The organism is Bacteroidota bacterium (assembly GCA_016720935.1).
Classification (GTDB): domain Bacteria; phylum Bacteroidota; class Bacteroidia; order AKYH767-A; family 2013-40CM-41-45; genus JADKJP01.
Window position 1 is genome coordinate 392853 of sequence record JADKJP010000007.1, and the last position, 24218, is coordinate 417070.

At 40.0% G+C, this 24218-nt stretch carries 13 protein-coding genes; 4 read left to right on the top strand and 9 right to left on the bottom strand.

The window, feature by feature from the left end:
• The first annotated feature begins 2 nt into the window (after nt 1–2).
• Together IPP86_15895 and IPP86_15900 are read left to right on the top strand one after the other, a co-directional pair.
• Nucleotides 3–893, top strand: coding sequence for a hypothetical protein (locus IPP86_15895; protein ID MBL0139986.1), 891 nt, complete (start codon nt 3–5; stop codon nt 891–893).
• Nucleotides 886–3669 carry a tetratricopeptide repeat protein gene (locus IPP86_15900; protein MBL0139987.1) on the top strand — a complete coding sequence of 928 codons (2784 nt, stop codon included), beginning with the start codon at nt 886–888 and terminating at the stop codon, nt 3667–3669. Before IPP86_15895 ends, IPP86_15900 begins: the two co-directional genes overlap by 8 nt.
• 12 nt (nt 3670–3681) lie before the next feature.
• On the opposite strand, the gene IPP86_15905 is transcribed toward IPP86_15900, so the two are convergent.
• From IPP86_15905 to IPP86_15930, 6 genes are read right to left on the bottom strand one after another with little or no spacing between them, the layout of a single operon-like run.
• Complete coding sequence (locus IPP86_15905; protein ID MBL0139988.1) at nt 3682–6141, bottom strand: ATP-binding cassette domain-containing protein; 2460 nt, start codon at nt 6139–6141, stop codon at nt 3682–3684.
• 29 nt (nt 6142–6170) lie between these two features.
• Nucleotides 6171–8585, bottom strand: coding sequence for a VWA domain-containing protein (locus IPP86_15910; protein ID MBL0139989.1), 2415 nt, complete (start codon nt 8583–8585; stop codon nt 6171–6173).
• A 31-nt stretch (nt 8586–8616) separates the two neighbouring features.
• Nucleotides 8617–9264 (bottom strand): hypothetical protein, encoded by a 648-nt coding sequence (locus IPP86_15915; protein ID MBL0139990.1) that lies wholly within the window; start codon nt 9262–9264, stop codon nt 8617–8619.
• Between the two features lie 2 nt (nt 9265–9266).
• On the bottom strand, nt 9267–10187 hold the full coding sequence (locus tag IPP86_15920; protein ID MBL0139991.1) for a hypothetical protein: 921 nt from the start codon (nt 10185–10187) through the stop codon (nt 9267–9269).
• Between the two features lie 22 nt (nt 10188–10209).
• Entirely contained in the window at nt 10210–11862 is a 1653-nt protein-coding gene (locus tag IPP86_15925; GenBank protein MBL0139992.1) for a hypothetical protein, read from the bottom strand.
• Between the two features lie 9 nt (nt 11863–11871).
• Nucleotides 11872–15960 carry a T9SS type A sorting domain-containing protein gene (locus tag IPP86_15930; GenBank protein MBL0139993.1) on the bottom strand — a complete coding sequence of 1363 codons (4089 nt, stop codon included), beginning with the start codon at nt 15958–15960 and terminating at the stop codon, nt 11872–11874.
• 242 nt (nt 15961–16202) lie between these two features.
• On the opposite strand from IPP86_15930, the gene IPP86_15935 reads away from it, so the two are divergent.
• Nucleotides 16203–19148: a T9SS type A sorting domain-containing protein gene (locus tag IPP86_15935; protein MBL0139994.1), complete on the top strand. Its 2946-nt coding sequence runs from the start codon at nt 16203–16205 to the stop codon at nt 19146–19148.
• A 70-nt stretch (nt 19149–19218) separates the two neighbouring features.
• Here IPP86_15935 and lpxD read toward each other — a convergent pair whose 3' ends face one another.
• The 3 genes from lpxD to IPP86_15950 all read right to left on the bottom strand — a co-directional run bounded on the left by lpxD (nt 19219) and on the right by IPP86_15950 (nt 22405).
• Nucleotides 19219–20262: a UDP-3-O-(3-hydroxymyristoyl)glucosamine N-acyltransferase gene (gene lpxD, locus IPP86_15940; GenBank protein ID MBL0139995.1), complete on the bottom strand. Its 1044-nt coding sequence runs from the start codon at nt 20260–20262 to the stop codon at nt 19219–19221.
• A gap of 198 nt (nt 20263–20460) precedes the next feature.
• The gene (locus IPP86_15945; protein ID MBL0139996.1) at nt 20461–21168 is read right to left on the bottom strand and encodes an alpha/beta fold hydrolase; all 708 of its coding nucleotides are present in this window, start codon (nt 21166–21168) and stop codon (nt 20461–20463) included.
• Nucleotides 21169–21181: 13 nt separating this feature from the next.
• Nucleotides 21182–22405 (bottom strand): HD domain-containing protein, encoded by a 1224-nt coding sequence (locus IPP86_15950; GenBank protein ID MBL0139997.1) that lies wholly within the window; start codon nt 22403–22405, stop codon nt 21182–21184.
• 232 nt (nt 22406–22637) lie between these two features.
• Between IPP86_15950 and IPP86_15955 the strand changes: the two genes are divergently transcribed.
• Nucleotides 22638–24194 (top strand): PglZ domain-containing protein, encoded by a 1557-nt coding sequence (locus IPP86_15955; GenBank protein ID MBL0139998.1) that lies wholly within the window; start codon nt 22638–22640, stop codon nt 24192–24194.
• Nucleotides 24195–24218 lie beyond the last annotated feature (24 nt).

Consider the following 24218-nt stretch of genomic DNA (forward strand, 5'->3'; position numbering starts at 1 on the left):
GAATGATTAAAATTAAATTACTTCTTCTTTACTCTTTTCTCTTACTTCCTTTCTCGATTCGGTCTCAAGGTCTTTACGAAGATACACGCTGGAAAGAAAACCATGCACTGGAAGTTAAAGTGCTCGATGAGTTTATTGACAGGTTCAATAAAGATACGAGCTCTGAATTCTTGTCGAATCTCAGAAATATTTATCGTGGCAAACTCCCACCCCGCTCCACGATGGTAAAATCCCTTTTTGATCGCAATCAGAAATGGGATACAAGCCTTGTAAAAAATTTCGCCTTAACAGTCACAAAAAAGGGTGCTCCAAGATTTATTCATTTCAATGACAATGACTGGTATGCTCATGTTCGATGCAAAGTCACTTATCAGGGAAAATCAAAACAGCTTGACCTGATATTAAAAGTTGAAGAAGGGATCAACCATTCTGAAAAATGGGTCATCGTAAGTGCAATGGCGGATTTTCTGAAATTCAAATATCCAAAATCAGGGTCAAATGTACCGGTACCGCGACTTTGCGGATCGGACCTGAGAGATCCGAATAACCAAACCACTGTTTTCCTGGATCCGATGAGTCATGGTACAAATTTCATAAACCTTTACCAGGCTTTTGAAGATCCACCTAAGTTTAAAGACTATCTTTATGAAGGACCGCTGACCGAACAAATTCAATTGTTGATGAAGTTGGTCAATGAAAAATCAATTCGTTTTGATTATGTCCAGCATATCTCCTACCACTTCCTTCAATTACCGGGCTATATTATGGTTGTTGAATATTTCAACCGTAATTCCAAAAATTCAGGCTGGCTGATCAGCAATTTGTTAAAAGTCAATTACCGTTCTAAACCTGTTTACAAAAATCAATTTCTAAATGTTCTGCAAGATGAATAAGACTACCTACTTTCTAATCATCTTATTTTTTAGCGCAGTCAGTACTTTTGGCCAGGGAGTTTTGATTACCTGTGAAGACACGGTCACCATTCGTTATCGTGCTGAAAACAGAATTCAGGATTTACAAAGACGAATGAATTTTATCACCGATGCGAGTACATCCAAACTGGATTTTGATGAATCCTATGCAACAGCTGTCAAAGGACAATCGAGATTATTTTACAATGACTCCGTTATCATTTCGAATGACCTCGACCCTCAATTGATCACCGGTGGTAAATGGAATGATAATTTATATGTAAAAAACTATCTGAATCAACTCTACTCAACTTACATCAGAAATGAAGAGGGAGACAACACGATTTTCTTTTCCAACATTCGAACAACACATCTCAAACAAACGAGTTATTATTACGTAAATGTATATTTTGATTGCGAATACAAGAGCAAATACAAACCAACCGGACAAAGCTATCCTAAATTTTCCCGGGTCGCGGAATTAAAAGTTGAACCGACCGGAAAAACGGGGAATGGAAAAAATGAATGGACTGTCACCATTAACTCAATCAGCTTTGCTAAACCTGGAGCTTTTGAAAGTGATTTACAAAATGAGGTCACAGATATTACCGGGGCCATGGATTGTGACTCAAAACAGGTACTCGGTGAATTTATCAAAAGTGATCTTGAATTGAGAAAAAGCAAAGCTTCCGATCTTGCAATCAAAGCGGATCTGGCTGCAAGTCGGGGCTACTTTGAAGACGCGAAAATTAATATCAGCAGAGCGATCAGTCTGGACACCTCCAACATTGCTTACAAACTCAAACTAAAAGATTTTCAGAAGGAAATTGACCGTCGTGAAGGTGACGCGAAGAAATCAAATCTCTGGGCACAACAAGCTGATTACGCTTTCAAATTTAGAAGATATCATGTCGCTGACAGTTTGTATTCCCAACTATCTCTACTGGAAGCTAAATACAGAGCACCGGAAGGTGAGGCAAGAAAAAAACAAATCAGTCCCGTCATTGCTAAAACAGATGGCCTGCAGGGATTGTACAGCAGGAATCAAATGGAGCAGGTCATCAATCAATGTACGATGTATCTGCAGTCTGACAACAACTCCACTCCCGAATATTTTTACTGGAGAGCAAAAGCCTATGCCGCTTCGAACAATTACAAAAGAGCGATTGCAGATCTCAACCAGGCAATTCAGTTAGATGAAAATTATCTGGATGCATACGAACTCAGGGCTAATATTAAATTGCAGAATGAAGACCGTTCCGGAGCCTTGAGTGATTTTTCAATCCTCAAATCCAAAGACCCCAAAAACGATTTCTATTTTATCTTAAGTGCAAGAGCACAAAAAGAAGTCAAAGATTATGATAAGGCGGTTCGGGATTATGAATCAGCTCTTCAGATTAATCCTGAAAATGCCACTACCTATTTCGAATTGGGTGAAGTGGAATACCTGGTAAATGAATACGATATCGCTCAAAAGAATCTGGGTCGCGCTATTGAGAAAAGAAAAAACTATCCGGAAGCCAACTACTACCTTGGTCAGATTGCCATGAAGGATAGCAAATCAGACAGGTATCTCAGGGCTGGCAATTATTTTAAATTGGCAATCACGCAAGGTCTTAGTCCTGAACTGAAAAATGTGATCATCCAAAAAGCGGATGAATTTTACATTGGAGCAAAAGAAAACACGAACCCACAGAATTCATTAGCCCCTTTAAATTGCGCCATTCAGATTTACGATAACAAACCCGACTACTTTATCGCCAGAGGGAATGCATATTTAAAATTGGGCGATTTGAGAAAAGCAATTGCCGATTATCGTGCCTCTACCATTCTCGAAAATACAGATTATAAAAACTTCTATCTGCTGGGAATTGCGTATTACGAAAATGAACAACTGGATAGCGCGAAAATTGCATTCTTTAAATCATTGGATATAAAAGACAATTATTATCCCGCTAAAATTTATCTGGGTCACACTTATTACAAAGAAAAAGAATATGCAAAATCGATCAGTTATTTTTCGGAAGCTCTGACTTTCAAAAAGGACTCAGCCAGAATTTACTTTTATATAGGCAATGCTTACTCCCAACTGCATCAACCGCAACAGGCATTGGATTATTATGCAAAAGCAATTGATCGCGATGAAGAAGATCCTGATTTTAATGTCGGCAGAGGGAATGTTTATTTTGACCTCAACGAATACAAGCAGGCCATCAAAGATTACAATCACGCTCTTGGCCACAATCCGGAGCTGGCTGAAGCATTGTTTCACCGTGCTCAATGCCTTGTAAGGATGGAAGATTACGACCCTGCCCTCACAGATCTGAATAAATATCTTCAAAAGAACAGCATGGATGCTGAAGCTCTTCGCTTAAGAGGAATGTGTCTGGTACACAAGGAAAATTACCCGATGGCAATTGAAGATTTTAAAAGCGCTAAAAAAATTGACAAAGCATATGTATCAGAACCTTTGTTGAATAAAAATCTTGCCTATTCTTATTTGAAATTGAATGACCCTGTCCATGCTCTGGACTGCTCCAATCAAATTCTTCAGATGGATCAGAAAAATCCGGATGCATTGTTGTATAAAGGGATCGCATTATACCAGCAGAACAAAATGAGCGACGCGATGGACGCTTTCAAAGAAGCTTTTCTGACAGGATCATTTTCAAAAAAAGCAATTAAAAACAATACTCTGCTTGGTTCATTGCTAAAGAACAATGAATTCAATACAATCTGCAACCAATACCTGCACTGAGTTACGGATGTTTCATCGATTGTAAATCAGATCACCCGGGGATTTCATCAGAATTTTTCTGGCTACCAATCCTGTTACCAGCATGGACACAAGGAAAATAACAAGGATCACAACCAGGATTAACCCATCTGTGATCTGAAAATAATTGTAATTTTTATCCATGCCCAGATACACTCCGATAAAGCTGTCAATTATCTTACCTGCCAGGAATGCAATTATGAAACCCGGGACCATTACAAGTGTGACAAACAGCATCATGATGCTGGAGTACAAACGATTTGTTTCATAATTATTTAAACCGAACGCCTTCAATGTCCCAAGATTCATTTTGACTTTCAATAAATGCAGCCTTAAAACATTCATTATAAAAAGGGCAATACAGAACACCGCGAAAAAAAGTAATCCAACGCTAATGATCATGGTTACTTTACTCATGAAATTAAAATTCTCCTTTTCCCGAATCGCGGAATCATCCAGTTCAATTACTTCCTTTTCTCCTTCCTTCTTAAGTTCTGCCAAAAACTGTTTAAAGGAACGGATGCTGTCAAGACTTCCATTAAAATTAATGCATAAAATATCGTCAGATAAAATTTGAAAATTTTCATTGAATTGTGCCAAATCATAAAAAGGCACAACTTTGTCAGACCACTTCTTTAAAACCGGAGTATTCATAAGCTTACCGGTAAATTGCGCGACAAGTACTTCATTATCCGGCTCAGGCGAAAAACGGATTTCAGCAACTTTGCTCTGACCCGTATCGACCAGATGGTCCGAAACAATATCCATTTCGGGACTCCAGTCTGAAAAGTCGGTCAGTCCGGCAATCGCCGCTTTTGCATCTTTCGTAAATTCCGGAATACTATTTTCAGGAATAGATAAATAGAGACAGACTTTATTCTTATGGACAAAAGGATCAAAAGTGTTTTCTTCCGCCTGATCCATTGCCTGTTTGAAATAATTAGTAGTCAAGAAAAGATTCTTCCCCGGAATTGAACGGACAACTGCACGGATTGGAACAGGAACCCTTTCGAAAATATCTTGCTCTCCATTGTATTTTTTAAATCCAATATAAATAAATCTGTCATTTATGGAATAGTGATAGGCAGAAAGAAACTGACTTGTCACAATAATCCCAAAATCAGCAACGCCGGTAAAATTATTCCCGGTTACCAAATTATCATTGGACAGTATGTCCTTCAACATTGGATCAGGAGGAATATCGTTTTCGATGGTTCTCCCCTTCTCTGAAAATACTCTTACTTTATCAAATGAATTTTTATCAAATACAGGTAGAAAATATTCCGGATAGCTAGTCGCGGACGCATATTGAAATCTTTTTTTATTGGCCGGCTCATTCAGTATATCCTTTATTTCCAGGAATCGTTCCCCGGATTGAGCATATGGAATTTTCAGTGTGACCCAATTCACAAAGGCATCCTTCAACTTGATGTCAATATAGTTTAAGGTCCCGTTGGCAAACCCCAAAACAAGCAAAGAAAAAATTGTTAAGAATAAAAGAATAAAATAATTTATATAATTTTTCCCGTACAGACTTTTTAATTCATTCCGGATAAATAATCTTGAAAATCCTCTATCAGACAACTTGGTTTTCGCCGGTGAAATTTCTGATTCAGATTCCTTCCGTTCTATGGAGTACAAATTCCTTATCTTTTCCCGGAAAGCACTTCTTTCCGATTCAGAATGTTTCTCCCATTGCCCGCGTTGAAATACATTTTCAGGATGAATTACCCCGTAGTTTTCACCCGGATCTTTTGTTATCACCGCGATCTGATCAGCGTATTTCAATGCAAGATTGATGTCATGTGATACGACAATAGCTGACTTGTCATTCGCGCAAGCTCCCTTTACAATTTCCATCAGCTCATGCGCATTCACTTCATCCAGATTTCCGGTCGGCTCGTCACAGAACAAAACACTGGAATTCACATTGAGTGCTCTCACAAAAGACAAACGTTGACGCTGACCTCCAGACAAATTTGTAGCCAGAGTAAACTGATTGACCTGTTTTGAACTTAACCCGACGCGGTTCAGGATCAGTTCAGCCGGCTTCACAACTTCCGAAAAACTTCTTTCCGCTTTTACCATTTGAGATAAACAGATATTCTCAAAAGCGGTAAAATTTTCCATCAGGTTATTTTCCTGGAAAATAAAGCTGTAATGATTTTTGCGAATGTTGTTCAGCAATGCGGAATTTTCCGGCTTCCAAACTGATTCCAGTGCATTGGGCTCATGACCGATTCGCGGATTAAATACCACTTTGCCGCCTGCAAAAGTGTTATTCATCAGACCAAGCGTTTCCAGCAGCGTACTCTTCCCTGAACCGGAAGGCCCTAATAAAAAAGTAAGCTTCCCTCTTGGTATACCAAACTCACGAATATACAATACACGATTCAGGGTAGTCCTGTCGTAGGAACAGGAAAGATCCGTGATATAAAAAACAAAATCCTCCATGACAAAATCCGGATCAATAAATCAGCTGTTCAATGCAAAGCTTCAGCAGGAATCCAATAATAGGTCTGATCATAACTGGTGAAAGAATAAGAATGACGGGATCGTATTCTCTCCAAATCAGTTTTAATATCATTGATTTCTCCTGCAATATCCTTAAGAATCTGAACAGTTACAGTTCTGGAACTCTCAAGATCAGAAATTGTATACTTCGTAAACAATTCACTCCGCGAAGGCAAGCCGGTAATCAATCCCATGATTTCAGCCAGGGATTTTTTGTTGATGGCTGACTTTGACTCTCTGGAACCGTAGTAAGAAATCGCCAATTGTTTATATGAATCTACCAGATTCTTTCTCAGCTCCTGTTCAGTTGTAGCATTTCCGAGTTTCCGAAACTGGATGATCAGGTCATACAAATCATCATCATCCATAAACAGAACAAAATTAAACAGTTGTTTCTTTAGTTTGTTCTGCTTTACGGAAGCATACGCTTCAACAAAAATCTGGAAATTGGTATTCACATCCAGCTTTTGAAATGCAGAAGGATCAATTTTGGAGTTCTTGAGCAAGAGGTACAATTCTTCATCCATCTTGATGGCGGTCGCCCCTATTCCCTTCACTTTGGCGTCCCATTTACTCAGGATCATTTCATTGTCCTGATTTCGATTTGTGATAATATCTTCAATCTGTTCCTGAATATAGGACGGAGAATTTGGTCGGTTTGGGGAAGCTGCTGTCAGTTTGCCCGGTACAGGACTATCTCCTCCGGGGAATACCAGAGAAAACTCATTTTGTAAGCGCTTGTCAGTGCTCTCAAATTTGATTCCGGTAACTTTAGAAACTTTTGTAAGCTTCACATCGTCCAGACGATCACGAATTTTCTTAGCGGATTGTTTAATCAGTTCTTTTGACTGACTAACGAAGCGTTGCTCATCTTCACCATTATACTGTACCTGGAACGACACCAGGCTGCATTGCATGTCTGCAAGTGCCGTACTCACATTTGTTTCATCAAAATTGTATTTATCAACCAGGTAATTTCCACCTGAACCAATCACCATCACAATATTATTTTGTTCTTTTTTGCGGAACAGTTTTACAGCTTTTGAAATACCATAATACATGGCAGTACCATCCGATTTCACTTTGGAACAAGGAAGAGCTGTAGAAGTTTGTTTTTGAAGAAAGTTCGTTACAGTGCTGATGTTGGAAGAAAGATCCTGAAGCGAAACGATCTGCTCATTTTCACAAGAGTAATTTCGATAAACAACAGCTCCATAATTAAATTTATTTCTTGAATCGGATTTCAATAAACTCATGCTGTTTTGGATCGAACTGATCACACTCTGCATGTAAGGCTGAACTTTTTCAGATCCATCAATCACAAACACTACATTGATAACCCGGTAATCATCACGAGCCTGGTTGTACTTCTTTTCTATGTCTGCCTGTTGATCCGTTGTGATAATAGCTTTTCCATTCTTATCCAATACGTCGGTAATGAACCCTGTTTTGAGAATTCCATTCTTCTGATCAGCAATTACCGGGAATCTTTTTTCAGACAGCTGCATCCCTTTTTCATATGGATCCTGGTATTTTAAAGGATTTACTTTTTCTCCGTTTTGATATTTACGAGCCTTTTCTTCCGACTCGAACAAACCTGCCTGAACTCCTGCGGCTTTCCGTTCAGTAACAGCCTCGGTTTTTGAATTTGGCTCCAGACATAACCGTTGTCCCCAGGGTCTCAGATTTACTTCGGGCACCCATCCCAAGACATCTGTCTTTGCACTGATCACAGAAATATCTTCACGTTTGCCAATGAGATAGGCTCCGTTTTCGTATTTGTAAATAAACAGGAAATCAAAAAGATTGATATCGTTTTGTGTTCTTGTCTTCAAAGCCGGTGAAGCATACAGAGGAAATTTTTCCTGAGAAATTCTTTTGAGCTCTTCCAGATTTTCAAAAACTTTATAATTCCGGATAACAAGTCCTTTAAGATTAAAATTTGTTTTCACAGTATCAATCAGGCATTTTTTCCAAAGCAGCAATCGACTTTTTTCAATCCAACCATAATCCAGGGAATCATGCTGAATGGTATACTTGTCTCCTAAAGTACCATCGTATCGAGCAATACGTACAGCATTCCAGCGTTCCTGGATGACAAAAAAAGCATCCATAAACTGCAATGTCTTAAAAGGTGTTTTCAGATATGGATCTTTATAGGTCTGGTTATTATCTCGGTCAGAATAAACACGCCAGTAACTATACTCACCCTCTGCAGTTTTTGCATTTTCCGGCACTAATTTCCCGGTTGGCTCAAGATAATCTTTAGGCATGCGCTTCACTTTCATTCCCTTTACATGGTCCTGAGCCAGCGCAAAAAATGGAATTCCAAGCAAAAGAATGAGGAAGGCACTTATAACTTTCCGGTTTTGCAAACCAGACATCCTGTATATTGAATTATTCTGATTCAAGTGTTTAACTTTTAACAATTGTAAAATTGATTCTCCGTTCTGCATAGGTCGATCCATTGAAGAAATTTAAATACTGAGACAGCAAGGCTTCATTCAGGGAGGTAATTTCTTTATTGTAATATAAGTAAACATTAATTTCCGCATTCTTCTGTGCAAAAAGCGCGGAAAATTCGCGCGCAAAATTTGTGAGAATAGAATTGGGATCGGTTTGCAAACTTCTGAGTGCATTTTCAGAAAGTAAAAAGTGGAAATTCACTTTATCCTGAATTACACCAACAGAATCATACAGTACCTCACGAATTCGTTTTTTATCCTCCAGAAAGTTGGGGATAGCTGTATTTTGTTCAAAGATTCCATCACGAAATTCAAAAGTGAATACATCCTCTTTTCGGAAAGTTACCTGCGGCCGATCACCATTGCTGCGAAACAATATAAATCCGCGATCAGATTGCTTCAGTAACTTCCGTATATCCATTGCCATCCTTTCAATCAAAGAATCGTTAAGACCAATGGCATCCGGTCCATGGTTATTATCCATGTAATAGAAATCAAAAGAATTGTAGGTTCTCTTACCGGCAGTATTCACTTGTGCAAATGAATTCACCGACAACACCAAAAACAATATTCCGAAAATTCTTAAAAATTTTTTCATGGTTATTTTCTTGAACTGATCATAAAATAAATATCATCCATACATCGATCGCCAGACTCTATTTTCCATTTAATAAATACACTGTCTACAACCCAGTTGCTCTGCTCATCATTGATTAACTTTGTTTTAAAGTCATAAAATGAATAAGACTGCGGATCAAGAACAGCAACATTCAATTTAACATGGGTAGTAAGATTATTACAAAACAATTTAACTAGCGGTCGGAAAGCGTTTTCGCGATTATTACTATTTGCAGCATCTTTAAGTTTTTGGGACCAAATCGGGTCGTATTTATAACTCACAGATGGTCTGACCGGAGCCGGTGGTGGTGCCGGTAATCCAGGTTTAGGGCGCACCGTAATTACTGAACTTCCTGATCCAAAGATTCCATCACCTTTCACTGTAAGCGAAATCTCTTTTTTGCCTGGAGTTGCATATGCAATAGAAACCCTTTGACTAACAGATTCCTGGTCATTCTCGCCAAGGTTCCAATTCCAGGAATTCGAACCCGGAGTTTGGTCTTCGATTAAAACACGATCACCAACATAAACTGTAGAAGAAGAAATTTTAATCACAGGAAATACGGATCTTGCTTCCGGTTCTTTTGGAGGAATAGTAACCACCTTTGCAGCCATACATCCCTGAGCTGTCTTTGCCATCACCGTATATTTTCCCGGTTTGTCATAACTGTGAGAAGATATAATTCCATCCTTCCCCTCTGTTCCATCTCCGAAGTCCCAATGAACTCCACTGCTGTCAGTGCCTGTTGATTTGAAAACAACCGCATCACCCAGCTTCGGAAATTCCGGGCTGTAAACTATTCCTGGCTCGACACATGGTTTTGGCGCATTCATCTTCATACCCAACAATACCAGGGCCAAAAGACAAGTAATCGCGAAAGTAAAATGTACACTTCTATCCACAGCTATCAGTATTTACTATTAATTATTTCCCAAAACCATATTTAAGTCCCAACATGGCGCCAAAATTCTGCCCGTCATATTTACTAATACCATTCAATACAGATTGATAATCGTTGTCTTTCCCTACAGGTGAATAATTTGCCTCCTGTTTCTTGGAAGAGAAATGTATCGAATACACAGCTCCTGCAAAAACGCTGAACGACTGATCAATCATGTAAAAAGCACCAACTCTGGCAATACCGCTAAACCCAATTCTTGAAACCTTTTCTGAAGTCCCGGACAGTGCTTTATCCAATGCAACATCATAACCACTTCGTTGTAACATGTCGAAATAAGTTGCCGCACCCGAATTACTATACGAATTCACAACATCACGGGTAATGATCCAATCCGATTGGGAATACTGATAATTTTTCGAATAAGTCCAGGGTTCATTCGCGATCGTCCCTGCGACATAAATTGCTTCTTTATCAGCAATTGAACTGGAGGTGGTTGAAATACTGATCAGATCAAATGCAGGACCGAGCTCATAATAAATTCCGATCTTTTCCTGTAATCGTTTTCTGAATTTCAGCATCACGGGAATGGAAAGATATGTTGATTCCCAATGTTCTTTTGTGTCCTTTAGAGAAAGGAGTCTTCTGAAAGGATAATGAACCGGGTTACGATCCACTTCTTTATATTCAGCATGAAATCCGTCCCAGGCTACATCCATTGTAAATTTGTTGTAGTTAATTCCAAGCCCTATTGCCGCGGTATTGTTCTTATTCAGACTTAGCGATACTTCCAAGCCATTAATCAGGGATGTGGCGGATTTCGAAACATAAGCAAGGGTTCCTGTTTTGGTATTTTCCAAATCCACTTCATCATAAGCAAGAGTAGATTTTTCAAAAACAGGATTCTTTGGTGTGTTCACAACAAATCCGAGAAACAGATCTATTCCGTATTTGTTGGTAAATACTTCCTTTGGACATCCTTTGTTGAAAGAACTGCCATATTCTTCAGGACATGGATCTTCATTGTCAGGAATTCCATCTCTGTCACGATCAAGACAACCTTTAAACCGGATCTCCCCCTTTACACCGGGACAGGCATCCTGCTCGTCGATCACTCCATCGTTGTCCTTATCATTTGCACAACTGAATGAAGAACCAATCATGGATATTTTCTTAATCAAAAAAGAATTTCCATTGACTACGGCAAGTTCAAGCAAGAGTGTATCATTATTTTCAAAACGACTTAATGTGGAAGATTTGCCACTAACTTTCTTTTGAATAACAACATTAACAAGGTTACTGTCAAGACGATCAAAATTAATTGTCGAATTCAGAATTTCAACCCGAATACCGGCAGGAAAACCTTTTCGTACATCAGCGATGTATTCATCGAGCGGTTTATTCTTTAACTGGTAAGGACTTCCCCCTAAATTATCTTCAACGACTGAAGCATCAATATCATCAAATACGATTGCATTTTCAGCAAACATCTCTTTGAATTTTTTAGCCTGAGTTTCGGAAAATTCAGTTCCTCCTATTTCCCGAAATGAGGAAGTACTAGAGAAATCGTTCAGGAAATCATCCAGTCGATTCATCAGTTCTTTTTTAGAATTCTGAGCATTGCTCATCAATGACAAACACAACAAACCCAAAAAAGATATATAGAAATGTTTTTTCATGATCATTTATTATTGAATGACAAATGAAATTAAAGCCGTTTCTCCCTGTGTGGAGACTACGCGCAACCAATAAATTCCCTTATCCAGATTAAAATTGGATTCAAACCTGACCTCCGGGTCAGACCCTAATTCAACCTCTTTATTTCCTACCTGCTTACCCAATGCATCATATATTTCCATTGTCGCTTTAGTACCCAAAAAATTTTGCAAAGAAATTACAAAATTTCCCTGACTAGGGTTTGGAAAAACAAGAAGGGATGGTGAACCATCTGTTGTCTCTTGCGGCAAGCCGCCTCTTACATAATCCGGAAAATCATTTCCGTTAACTCCACCGAAATAATACTTGCTCTTGCAATTTCCCTGGTAAAGAATGACCCAGTAATAAAAGTTTGTGACATCAAAACTATTACCAAAAGAACACGATTGGAAAATTTGATCGGGTATTATAGAATCCTTCAAATCCGATTTCCTGTCACAACCCCATTGAAACCCATCTACATCATTGCGTAAACAAACAAGCGTATTATCCAACTCAAGGTATTTCACAATATTTCCTGAAGTATTGGGCGCAATATCAGGAGTGATTGTAAACTGAACAAAAGCAGAAGCTCCTCTGCAGACCGGGTCATTGGTGTATACACCATATACACTTACAGAATCCGTTTGAACAGAGGTTACCGCATTCACACTAAAGCCGCCAACAGTACTTGTATCCGGATTATTCATGTTCAACAAAGTTGAGCCCAGTGTAGTCCAGATATATTGCATACCTGCTTGTGCAGCAATAGGAAAAATAAGATTCTGGGCAAAGCTGCAAACAGTCGTATCGCTATGAGGAATTAAAGGTGAAGCAGGAACCCTGTGTATGACCAATGGAATAGTGTCTTGAATTCCATTACAAGAATTAGGATCTGACGTTATTGGCTGAACAAGTAAATTCGCAAAACCGGTATTGATCAGGGACTGATTTAAAATTGTAAAATTGAAATTATTAATAGTGATGGTGTCCTCCTGTGGACCGACAATCAGGCTGTCAGAAAGAGTAACAATATTCCAATGATGACTGTAACCGGCAATATCCACCAGGCTCGCGGTAATATTATCTCCGGAACATACTGAGCTTTGATTCACCGTAACAATCTCCTGTGGAGCGATTCGAATTCGAAGGTTCGTAGAATCAAATCCGGAAATACAACCCCAGTTATCGATGCTGTCGCGGTATTGAGCTCTGATAATTACCGTTGTATCACCGGGAATAGTTCCGATGTTCAGATTTCTTTGAAAATTGGAAATGGTATCACCAATTGGGTTCCACGATGAATTTTGATTTAACCTCCATTCCCAATGGAAATGTCCCGTTCCGGCATTATTTCCCTGTGTTACAGAAGTCATAAATCTAAGTGTATCTCCATTACACATACTTACTTTTGAAGTTGAAACAATCCCAAGTATAGGTTGATTGAAAAGGCCCGCGGTTTTATTTACTGTCGGGGTATCGCAACCCAAACCTTCTGTATGATACACACAGGTAAGTATAGTAGATGTGTTTTGTGCATTATCGACCCGGAGTGTTTCAAGTGTGCTTGAGCCATTGATTGTTCCTGAATTTGTATTCCATTGATAATGCCATGGACCTACTCCGCCACTTGTATCTACAAACGCCGTAAGATTGGCACCAACACAATTAAATCCGTCATCAACGATGTGAATGTTGGCCACAGGTTGGGCTTTGATCTGATAAGTTACAGTATCATAAGCAAGGGCACAACCATAAGAACCCGGGTTACCCGGATTGTAGGTGCATACATAGGAAACACTATGTCCCGCCTGCTGACTGAGATCCTGATTATAATTTAATAAAGTGTCGTTATCATTAATTGCCTGCGCAGAAGTTTGATCAATCAAATAAGACCAGCTATAAGTTCCGAAAATCGAACTCGTGTTGTGTGCAGTAATATTTGTATTAAAGGAATTCGTTGCACAAATTTCCGCAACATTTGTATCCGCAGTAATACTGATGGAAGGAGTAGCATTCAACGTCACTAAAATTGAATCCTGAATGAAACACTCCATTCCATTCGCAGTAGTGTGAGTCAGTAACACAACTCTGTTTGTGTCCGGAAGAGATGCAGACGTAGAAGAAAATTGAGCGGAAGTTCCTGCTCCATTGTTCCAGCTATAGCTGTCAAAATAACCATCCTGCGCATTCAACTGAAAACTGGATGCACCTGAACAGGATACTACAGAACCGGTTAATGAATTCCCGAGCGAATCCCGGAAATTGATCCCATTAGCGGTGATATAAATCAAATCTGTCCAGGTGACTGTATCTGAAACACCAAAACTATTCTCAACCACCAGTCTTACAGAATGAGCGCCTGCGTTTGAATAAAAAATACGTGGGTTAGGAACTGTATCTTCTGTGGGTTGACCTCCGGGAAAATACCAATGCCATTTTGAAGGGTGGTGATAACTTGCATCAAAAAACTGTACATAACCCGGACAAAAATTATGAACGCCTTGCGTTCCGCTTCCCAAACCAGGACTTGGGATCACATAAGGAATTGGAGCCAGGCTATCATCATTGGCAATGATCAATTTATAATCTTCGATTTCGCCACTGTGAACTGAATCAGGATTCGGACACTGGAAGTTAAATTTCGCTGAATCAGAGACCACAACCCTCAGGTGAATAGGACCTGCAGAGAGATTGGTCGGAGTCCTGAATTTGAAGGGACGACTTTGTTGAGCACCTGCACCATTGTCTGTGTAATATAGAATCCTGTCGCTACTACCCAAAAGTAAATTTTCGTTCGCATTGCTGATATTGAATTCCCCATCATTATTCCAGTCTGCAAAAATACCAACATACGCTGTTGTTCCTATTGGTTTCACCCATTGTACAAGGATGTTATGGGTTGTATCAGCAGTAAGTGGAATAGCCGCACTGACTGAATCGTAATAATTTTTATACACAACTGTCCCCCCCGCACTTAAAGGAGTGGAAAAACCATCTACATTCAAATCATTAACAAAAGTTCCATTAACAGAAGATCCGCTGTTGGAAGGATAACACAAAGTATCGGAAAGATAGATCAGGTAATCTTCGTACTCGCCCCTTGCGAAGGAAACACAAGCTTCATCTTCATAGGTAGTTGTGACCTGTGCATTGGATAATTGAACACGAAATCGTTTGAAGCCTGTTGCATTCGGCAAAGTAATTGTTGTAGTGGTGTCCTTATCAACAGGCGGACCGGCAGGCACAGGAATAACAATGGTATTAAACCGCTCATAATGTTCATTCTCTCCATCATCATCAAAATCTATCCATGTGTTCAGGTATGCGAAATTCGACAATAGGTTTTTCAGATGAAATGTAATTGGCAGATTGAATCCACTTGAAAACTGGCCAAGGAATACCGGATTATTTGTATAATCAGAATGACAATCAGTGCCTTTTCCGGTATTAAGATTAACAATATTTCCAAATTCAATACCGTCAATCATAAATGTTGTATCACATTGTGACAAAATCGGAAAACAATAATTGGAATCTATTTCAACTGTGTAATCCAAAGTTTGTCCAATCAATGGATCAATCGGTTCGCACGCTAAAAAATCCGAACGCAAACCCAGTCCGCTTGTCGTATCCGTTACCATCACCCGTAAGCGCTTATCACCCGGATTCACCCATGATGGAATATGAAACTGAATTGTACCCGATGCTCCGGGTCCATAAATAACTCCTATCTTTTCATCCTGCCCGTCAAATGAAAAATCTTCATTGTAATCAATCCAGGCTGTAAATGCACATCCGGGTTTATTTGCAACAATTCTTAAGGACTGATTTTTTCCCCGTATCAATTCAGTAGTATATAAGTAAAATGAATCTGTAGTTGTTGTACTTGAATAATCAATATACTGAGCAGCCTGGTGCGCAATAGAATGATTATCACGTAAATCGCCAAGGACAACTTGCTGAATATAAGTTGCATTAGGAAGTGTTCCGGTGTACTGTGGAAGGCAGTAATTTTGACTATTTCCCTGTTCAATAAAAACACTAAAAAGACACAACAGAATGAACAATAATTTTTTCATCAGGATAAGAGTTTGAACGGAGGTAAATATAGAATTTGCTCTGAGAATTAACAAAAAATGTTTTAAAGGAATAGCATGTTTACCAATCTATTCACTGAACAGGATTCCAGGCTTCTTAGCGGTGAAATAACAACATTCGGAAGTGAATTTGTCTATTTTTTGAATTGCCGGATGTATATTCTATATTTGTTTCTTCCCGATTGAAATCACTTAGAATACTTTATCCTAAACAATTAATTAAGATGATTAAAACGAAACTTTTTATTCGTTGCCTTTTTATTTGTCTCATTATAGGTGTCGCTGCAGACATTCTGACCAATAAAGCAAAGTCATATTCCGATTACACAACCGCTTTTACCCCCTTCTATAATTATACAGGTTCTCCTCATGATGTTCAGAATTGCACTTCATGTCACACCGGAGTCGCTCCTCAGAATAATCCCGTTGTCGCAAGCATCTTCTCAAATATTCCTGCTTCAGGTTATAATCCATTGTCTGTATACACGGTTACTGTCCGTGTAGCAAGCATAGGATACACCTCCTTTGGATTCTCACTTTGCTCTCTGGATTCCATCGACCAGTTCAAGGGTACATTGACATCAACTTCTTCGAGGACATTTGCTTCATACGGAGGTGTTGCTGGAAAATACATTACACAAACACTCACAGGACTGGTGAATACCGACTCAGCTAACTGGAGCTTTAACTGGACAGCCCCACCTGCCGGATCAGGTAGAATCACATTTTATGCAGCCATTGTTATTGGAGACGGAAATGGAAGTTCCATTCCATATTCCTCCACTTCTGACCTGACTTATCTCGCCAATTTACAAATACAGGAAAGAAGTTGCGCTCCTATTCAACCGGATCCTGTTGTTGGCCCTGTTACCGTGTGCAGTAATTCTACCGTGACCTATTCTGTACCGGCTGTTTCAGGAGCGACAAGTTATACATGGGATCTTCCCACGGGATGGACAGGTACATCTAGCACTAATTCAATTACTGCAACGGCGAGTGGTATCGGTGGTAATGTTTCAGTATTTGCCTCAAATGCATGCGGGAATGGGGATCCCATCAGTCAGTCCATAACCGTTGTTCCGGCAGTAACGACTAGCATTTCCGCCACGGATGCAACATGTTTCGATGCCAACAATGCGTCTGTTTCCGTAAGCCCCCTGAGTGGTACAGCTCCATTTACATACAGCTGGCAACCTGCATCCGGCTTTGGTTCGTCTGCAAATTCACTTTCACCGGGAACCTATACGGCTACAATTACTGATTTTTACGGATGCACTGTCACCGCTTCTGCAAGCGTGACAGAACCTTCACAAATTGTAGTGACTACCTCTTCAACTCCTGCCACATGTGGAATTGCAAATGGAACAGCTACTGCAAATTCTCAGGGTGGTACCGGGAATTATACTTATCTCTGGTCCCATGCCGGAGAAACCGATTCTACAATTTCACAATTATCGAGTGGAACTTATACCGTGCTGGTGACAGATGATCATGGTTGCACTCAGACTGGAGCCGTCACCATCATTGCTCCAAACGCCCCTGTCATCAGCCTTGAAGCACAAAGCAATGTCACCTGTCATGGAAGTGCAAATGGTAGCACATCAGTCACGGTTACAGATGGAACTTTGCCTTATTCTTATAGCTGGACTCCAAATGTGAGTAACACAGATTCCGCGTACAATCTTGCCCCCGCAAATTACACCATTATTGTCACTGACGATCTGGGCTGTTCAACCTCCTATTCCACACTTATAACCGAACCCGATCTTCTCGGTTCAGCAATCACATCTTCTCCAATACACTGCAATGGAGATGCAGACGGAGCTCTGGATGTTAGCATAACCGGCGGTATATCACCTTACACATTTTCATGGAACACAAATCCGGTCCAAAACACTTCAACGGCCACCGGTCTCGCAGCAGGAACATACACTGTGACATTCACAGATAACAACGGTTGCTCAGGCACGAATTCAGGAACTGTTAACGAACCTGCCCCTTTGACCACAATGGTCACCCAACATTTTGTTTATTGTTATAATGGAACCATTGGTTCCCTTGCAAAAGTATGGGTTTCGGGTGGTACTGGTAATTACTCCTATCTCTGGAATACAGGTCAAACAACTGATTCAATTGCAAACATTCCTGCAGGGAATTATTCTGTGACTATCACGGATCAAAATGGATGCACTATGGTGCAGCCATTTACGATCCTACAACCTGATTCGATTCATGCTAGTGACATTTCTACAGATCTTCATTGCTACAACGATCACAGCGGTATCGCTTCTGTTACAGTAACCGGAGGCAGTGCTCCGTATACATATTACTGGCCCAATGATACTTCCAATCATTCTGCCTCATTCACCGGACTGGCGGCAGGAAATTATCAGGTTTATATCAGCGATTTTTACGGTTGTTACAAAATCAAAACACTGGTTGTCCATCAACCCGCACAACTAGTCAGTCAGGCTTTTACAGATAGTTCAGTTTGCAGACCAGATACAATCCATCTTGGAGGGATTCCGACTGCCACCGGTGGTACTTCTCCTTATTCGTACCTATGGTCTCCTTCAAGATATCTTGACAACCCTGCATCGCCAAACCCATTTTGTATCCCTGACAGTTCCACAACTTATACACTTTCCATCACCGATGCTAACAATTGTACTTCTTCTTCTACAGTAGATATTACGGTATTTCAACACGACCCATTATATATAACCGAAGGAAATGACACCATGCTCTGGACCCTTGGGGGATTCGATAGTTATCAATGGTATCTGGATGGTTCAGTACTTCAAAATGCAACTCATTCTTATCTTGCAACACACGCGAATGGAAACTACACCATTGAAGTTGTAGATACCAACGGATGCCGATTCATGTCGGAAATTTATTCTTTTGAAGTATCCATGCAGGATATTCTCAACAGACTCGATCTGATGATTTATCCTAATCCAGTAAGTACTTCTCTGAATCTGAAATTGCCCTTAGAAATGATGCAAGGAAATTATATGATTATGGATGGCACAGGGCGCCTGGTCTTAAAAGGACTTATAAATGATCTGATTTCAAAAATTGATATATCGCAACTTGGTTCAGGTATGTATACATTGATCATAGAGAAAAACGATTTCTTGAAAAAGTTACAATTCACGAAAGAGTAGCACAAAAAAAAACGGATCACAAAATGTGATCCGTTTTTTTTGAATAACTAATGATGATTTTTTTTAGAGATTAAGAAGGAATTTGTTTTAAATCAGTAATCATTTGCTCGAGTTCCTTAATCTTTTTTTCCAACTGCGGTAATTTTCTGAAAACAACATAGGTTCGTTTGTAATCGCCAATGTTAAAGGCAGGTGATCCCTGTACAATTTCTCCTTCAGTTGTTATACTTGAACCTATACCGGATTGAGCAGCAATTTTAACTTTATCAGCAATGGTGATATGGCCTACAATTCCTACCTGTCCGCCAATCATACAATCCTTCCCGATTTTTGTTGAACCAGCTACGCCTGTCTGCGCAGCGATCACTGTGTTTTCTCCTATTTCAACATTGTGGGCAATCTGAATGAGATTATCCAGTTTTACTCCTTTTCGGATAATCGTGGAACCCAATGTTGCACGATCGATTGCTGTATTGGCACCGATTTCAACATAATCTTCAATGATTACATTACCGATCTGAGCGACTTTGTTGTATTGATTTTCACTGTTCGGAGTAAATCCAAATCCATCCGCACCGATCACGGTACCCGTATGGAGCGTACAGTCTTTTCCGATAACACAATCCGAGTACACCTTGGCACCGGCAAATAATGTAGTGTTATCTCCGATACTCACATTGTCCCCGACAAAAGCCTGTGGGTAAATCTTAACGTTATTTCCAATCTTAGCATTTTGCCCGATGTATGCAAATGCCCCAACATAACAATTCTCCCCCATTTGTGCATTCGTGGCAATATAGCTTGGTTGCTCTATACCCTTCTTATCCCGCTGAATCTGATTATATATTTCCAAAAGCTTGACAAAACTCTGGTAAGCATTCTCAACCCTGATCAATGTAGCTTTTACCGGATGCTCAGGAACAAAATCAGCATTAACAATAACCGCAGAAGCGTTCGTTGAATAGATGAATTGAGCATATTTTGGATTCGCCAGAAAGCTTAATGATCCCGGGGTTCCTTCTTCAATTTTACTTAAACGGTCGACCTTTACTCCCGCGTCTCCTTCGACAACTCCTTGAAGGAGATCACTGACTTGTCTGGCTGTAAATTCCATCGATTTTAAATGAGGCTCTAAGGTAAGATTTTTTATATATAGCAGTCAACTGAAAGCTGCTATTCCTTTGAAATAACGCAATTTAGGCCCATTTATTTTAAGACTTGCTTAATTACGGGAAGATTACAAATCCATGATTTTACAGAATGAAGCCGAGCCAATAAATTTCAGTATAACCTCCCTTTTTTTGTGAAAAGCTCAGGACATTTCCCGATTGGAATTTACAAATCCGGATAAAACAGAAGCTAATAGAGAGACCGAAACCTGTTCAATTGGATGAGGTGTATCCGGAAGTAATCTGAAAGTAGCGTCAGGGAAGATTTTCATAAAAGCCAATGTTTCATCCATATTGACCATATTGTCCTTTTCACCCAGACAACAAAGTACCGGCAAGTCTGAAGAGGAAATATCCCCTATTCGTAACGCTGGATTATCACCCAGCGAAAGCATCAGGTCGGCAGTTTTTTTCAAGACCATTTTCCAATTTGAAGAACCGTGTCTTTTCATCAGATCCGCTGCAAAAACCGGAACCTTTTCCAGAATCTTCTCTGCATTCATCCTGGAACTTTCCTTTCTGGCAGATTCAGGAGTCCAGTCAAATTTTGTTCCCAGGGTAATGATGCCTCTAAATAAATCCGGTCTTTTCATTGACAAGGACAATGCAACATATCCACCCATACTGTAACCAAACACATAAACAGGCGAATCGAACCTTGAACACAAACGCTCAAGGTGATCCGCAAAATAGTCAATGCTCCATGAAATTCCCTGATCAGGTGTTTTTCCATGACCGGTAAATTCCACAATCATAGGGTGAAGATCTTTCAAAGCCACTGAAAGGTCTTTCAATTGCTCAGCACTTCCGAGCGCACCATGAAGAAGCAAAATCCCGGGTTGATTAGTCATGAAAAAAAACAAATTATTTCGGAAAAGAAATATAATACTTTTCAATCGGACCGCTGATTGATTTTATATTCAAAGTATCCGCCGCATCTGCAATATCCAAAACATCTCCGTTCTTCAGGAGAATATTGATTTTGTCACTTCGGGTATCATATGCATTGTTCACAAGAGCACCATGTACAACAAAATAACTCACTTCATCGGGATTCAGGCGATACATATCTGCAACCTGTGCTTTTTTATCAATGATAAATGAATCTGAGAATTTTTCCTTCTGCAGGACTATTTTAAAAAGCTGCCTGTTCATCATTCTCCTGCACAACTCTGAGAGAATCGGGTCAGAATGTTTACTCCATTGTTTCACGGCTGTAGTGATATCACTGTCGTCCAGCTCTGAAAATGTACCCAGCAGCGACGGATCATTCAGAAAATCTTCGCGTGTATAAACTCTCTCCAGAAAACATGCCAACGCAGGTGTAGCGAATAAATCTATCCCGTCCCGTCTAAGATCCTTGGCCCGGCGCAGGATATTGATGAGCAATTGCTCGGCGCAAACAACAGTTTTGTGGAGGTACACCTGCCAGTACATCAATCGCCTTGCGACTATAAATTTCTCTATTGAATAGATTCCTTTTTCTTCAATGGCAAGCTGATCATTACATACTTCAAGCATTTTAATAATGCGATCGTGACTAATCACTCCTTCTGAAACTCCGGTAAAAAAACTATCCCTAGTCAGATAGTCAAGTCGGTCAACATCCAACTGACTGCTCACCAATTGATGTAAAAAACGTTTGGGATATCGGTCTCTGAAAATCTCAATGGCAAGGGAGAGCTCCCCATTGAAATCTTTGTTTAAAGCATCCATGAAGAGCGCTGAAATTTCTTCATGCTTAATGCCCGGAACAATGCTGTCTTCCAGAGCATGTGAAAAAGGTCCGTGACCAATATCGTGTAACAGAATGGCAATGGTGACTGCCTCCGCTTCCGCCGGAGTAATTTCATGCCCTTTGGAACGAAGAATTTCGATAGCTTCTCCCATCAGGTACATGGCACCCAGAGCATGATGAAAACGGGTATGATGCGCACCGGGATAGACCAGATGTGTCATTCCGAGCTGGCGTATCCTTCTCAACCGCTGAAATGAAGGATGCTCAATGAGACGAAAAACACTCTCAAAGGGTATTTGAATAAACCCGTAAATAGGGTCATTCACAATCTTTAAGTGGGCTGATTTCACAAGTGTATTGTTTCTGAACTTTTGCAAATATCCGTATTCAATTTGATTTTACACCATGAATGTGAACCTATTCCGCATTTCTCTCAATAAAAAAGCCGCCTGGACGTTACAAAGAGGAATGCAGGATGGATTGCTTACAATCATCGTTAAAAACATTTAAACACAACTCATGAATCGACACAACTTTGCTACCTTTGAAGGCCGCAACACGGCAATTATTTCCACCGAAATTATGGACACAATTAAAATACTTTGGGCCGACGACGAAATAGATTTATTGAAACCCCACCTGCTTTTCTTACAGGAAAAAGGATACGATGTTACTACATCAACCAATGGAGGTGATGCATTTGAACAATTCAAGAAACAGAATTTCGATATCATTTTCCTGGATGAAAATATGCCTGGATTATCCGGTCTCGAAACACTTACCCGCATGAAAAATCTGAAGCCGGAAATTCCGGTGATCATGATTACAAAAAGCGAAGAAGAAAGTATCATGGAAGAGGCAATCGGAAGTAAGATTGCAGACTTCCTGATCAAACCGGTAAATCCTAATCAGATTCTCCTGTCACTAAAAAAGAACCTTGAGAACAAGCGACTGATCAGTGAAAAAACAGCCTCCGCTTATCAACAGGAGTTCCGCAACATTGGAATGACACTCAGTGATAAGCTGACCTGGAAAGAATGGGTAGATGTTTATCGTCGACTTGTTTATTGGGAACTGGAATTACAGAAATCGGCTGATGACAGCATGTATGAGATTCTGACAACTCAAAAAAGCGAAGCCAACAAACTCTTCTCAAAATTTATTGAAAATAATTATTTGTCATGGTTGAAAAATCAGGATAAAGACATTCCGGTTCTTTCAAACCAGCTGATGAAAAAGAAAATTCTTCCGGCTGTGGATGAAAGTCCGGATCCGGTATTCATGATTCTGATTGATAACCTGCGATACGATCAATGGAAGATCCTACAACCTCTCTTGTCGGAATACTTCAGAATCCAGGAAGATGATCTCTACTTCAGTATTCTGCCTACAGCGACTCAATATGCACGGAATGCAATATTCGCAGGGCTCATGCCTTCGGAGATCGAAGCACGTTTCCCGAATCTCTGGTTGAATGATGAAGATGAGGGTGGAAAAAACAAACACGAACAGGATTTCCTTGCCGATACCATCAAGCGTTTTCGCAAGGAGTACAAATTCTCCTATACGAAAGTCACCAACCACCAGGAAGGAAAAGATCTTATTGAGAACGTTCCGAATCTTCTGCAAAACAAATTCAATGTGATCGTCTATAATTTCGTGGACATGCTTTCACACGCACGTACAGAAATGGAGATGATCCGTGAGTTGGCCGAAGACGAAGCAGCTTACCGCTCCATTACACTTTCCTGGTTTGAACACTCCCCGCTTTTTGAAGCTATCAAAAGAATGGCCGAGAAAAAAATTCGTTTGATCATCACAACGGATCACGGTACCATCCGTGTAAAAGAACCAACAAAAATTGTCGGAGACAAAACAGTGAACACAAATCTGCGCTACAAGCAGGGAAGAAATCTCAACTACGACAAACGTGAGGTGTTCGAAGTGAAAAACCCTGCAGATGCCATGCTTCCCCGCCAGCATCTGTCCCAGGCATTTGTGTTTGCAAAACAGGATAACTTCTTCGCATACCCGAATAATTACAATTATTACGTCACCTATTATAAGAACACCCTGCAACATGGTGGAATCTCATTGGAAGAAATGATTATTCCATATGCAGTTCTGACAACAAAATAATTGATGAACGCAAGGTGAAGAAAT

Coding starts and splice junctions, on each gene's coding strand:
- IPP86_15915 (MBL0139990.1), bottom strand. CDS start 9,264: ATGAAAAAATTTTTAAGAATTTTCGGAATATTGTTTTTGGTGTTGTCG.
- IPP86_15925 (MBL0139992.1), bottom strand. CDS start 11,862: ATGAAAAAACATTTCTATATATCTTTTTTGGGTTTGTTGTGTTTGTCA.
- IPP86_15900 (MBL0139987.1), top strand. CDS start 886: ATGAATAAGACTACCTACTTTCTAATCATCTTATTTTTTAGCGCAGTC.
- IPP86_15910 (MBL0139989.1), bottom strand. CDS start 8,585: ATGTCTGGTTTGCAAAACCGGAAAGTTATAAGTGCCTTCCTCATTCTT.
- IPP86_15945 (MBL0139996.1), bottom strand. CDS start 21,168: ATGACTAATCAACCCGGGATTTTGCTTCTTCATGGTGCGCTCGGAAGT.
- IPP86_15935 (MBL0139994.1), top strand. CDS start 16,203: ATGATTAAAACGAAACTTTTTATTCGTTGCCTTTTTATTTGTCTCATT.
- IPP86_15930 (MBL0139993.1), bottom strand. CDS start 15,960: ATGAAAAAATTATTGTTCATTCTGTTGTGTCTTTTTAGTGTTTTTATT.
- lpxD (MBL0139995.1), bottom strand. CDS start 20,262: ATGGAATTTACAGCCAGACAAGTCAGTGATCTCCTTCAAGGAGTTGTC.
- IPP86_15895 (MBL0139986.1), top strand. CDS start 3: ATGATTAAAATTAAATTACTTCTTCTTTACTCTTTTCTCTTACTTCCT.
- IPP86_15955 (MBL0139998.1), top strand. CDS start 22,638: ATGGACACAATTAAAATACTTTGGGCCGACGACGAAATAGATTTATTG.
- IPP86_15905 (MBL0139988.1), bottom strand. CDS start 6,141: ATGGAGGATTTTGTTTTTTATATCACGGATCTTTCCTGTTCCTACGAC.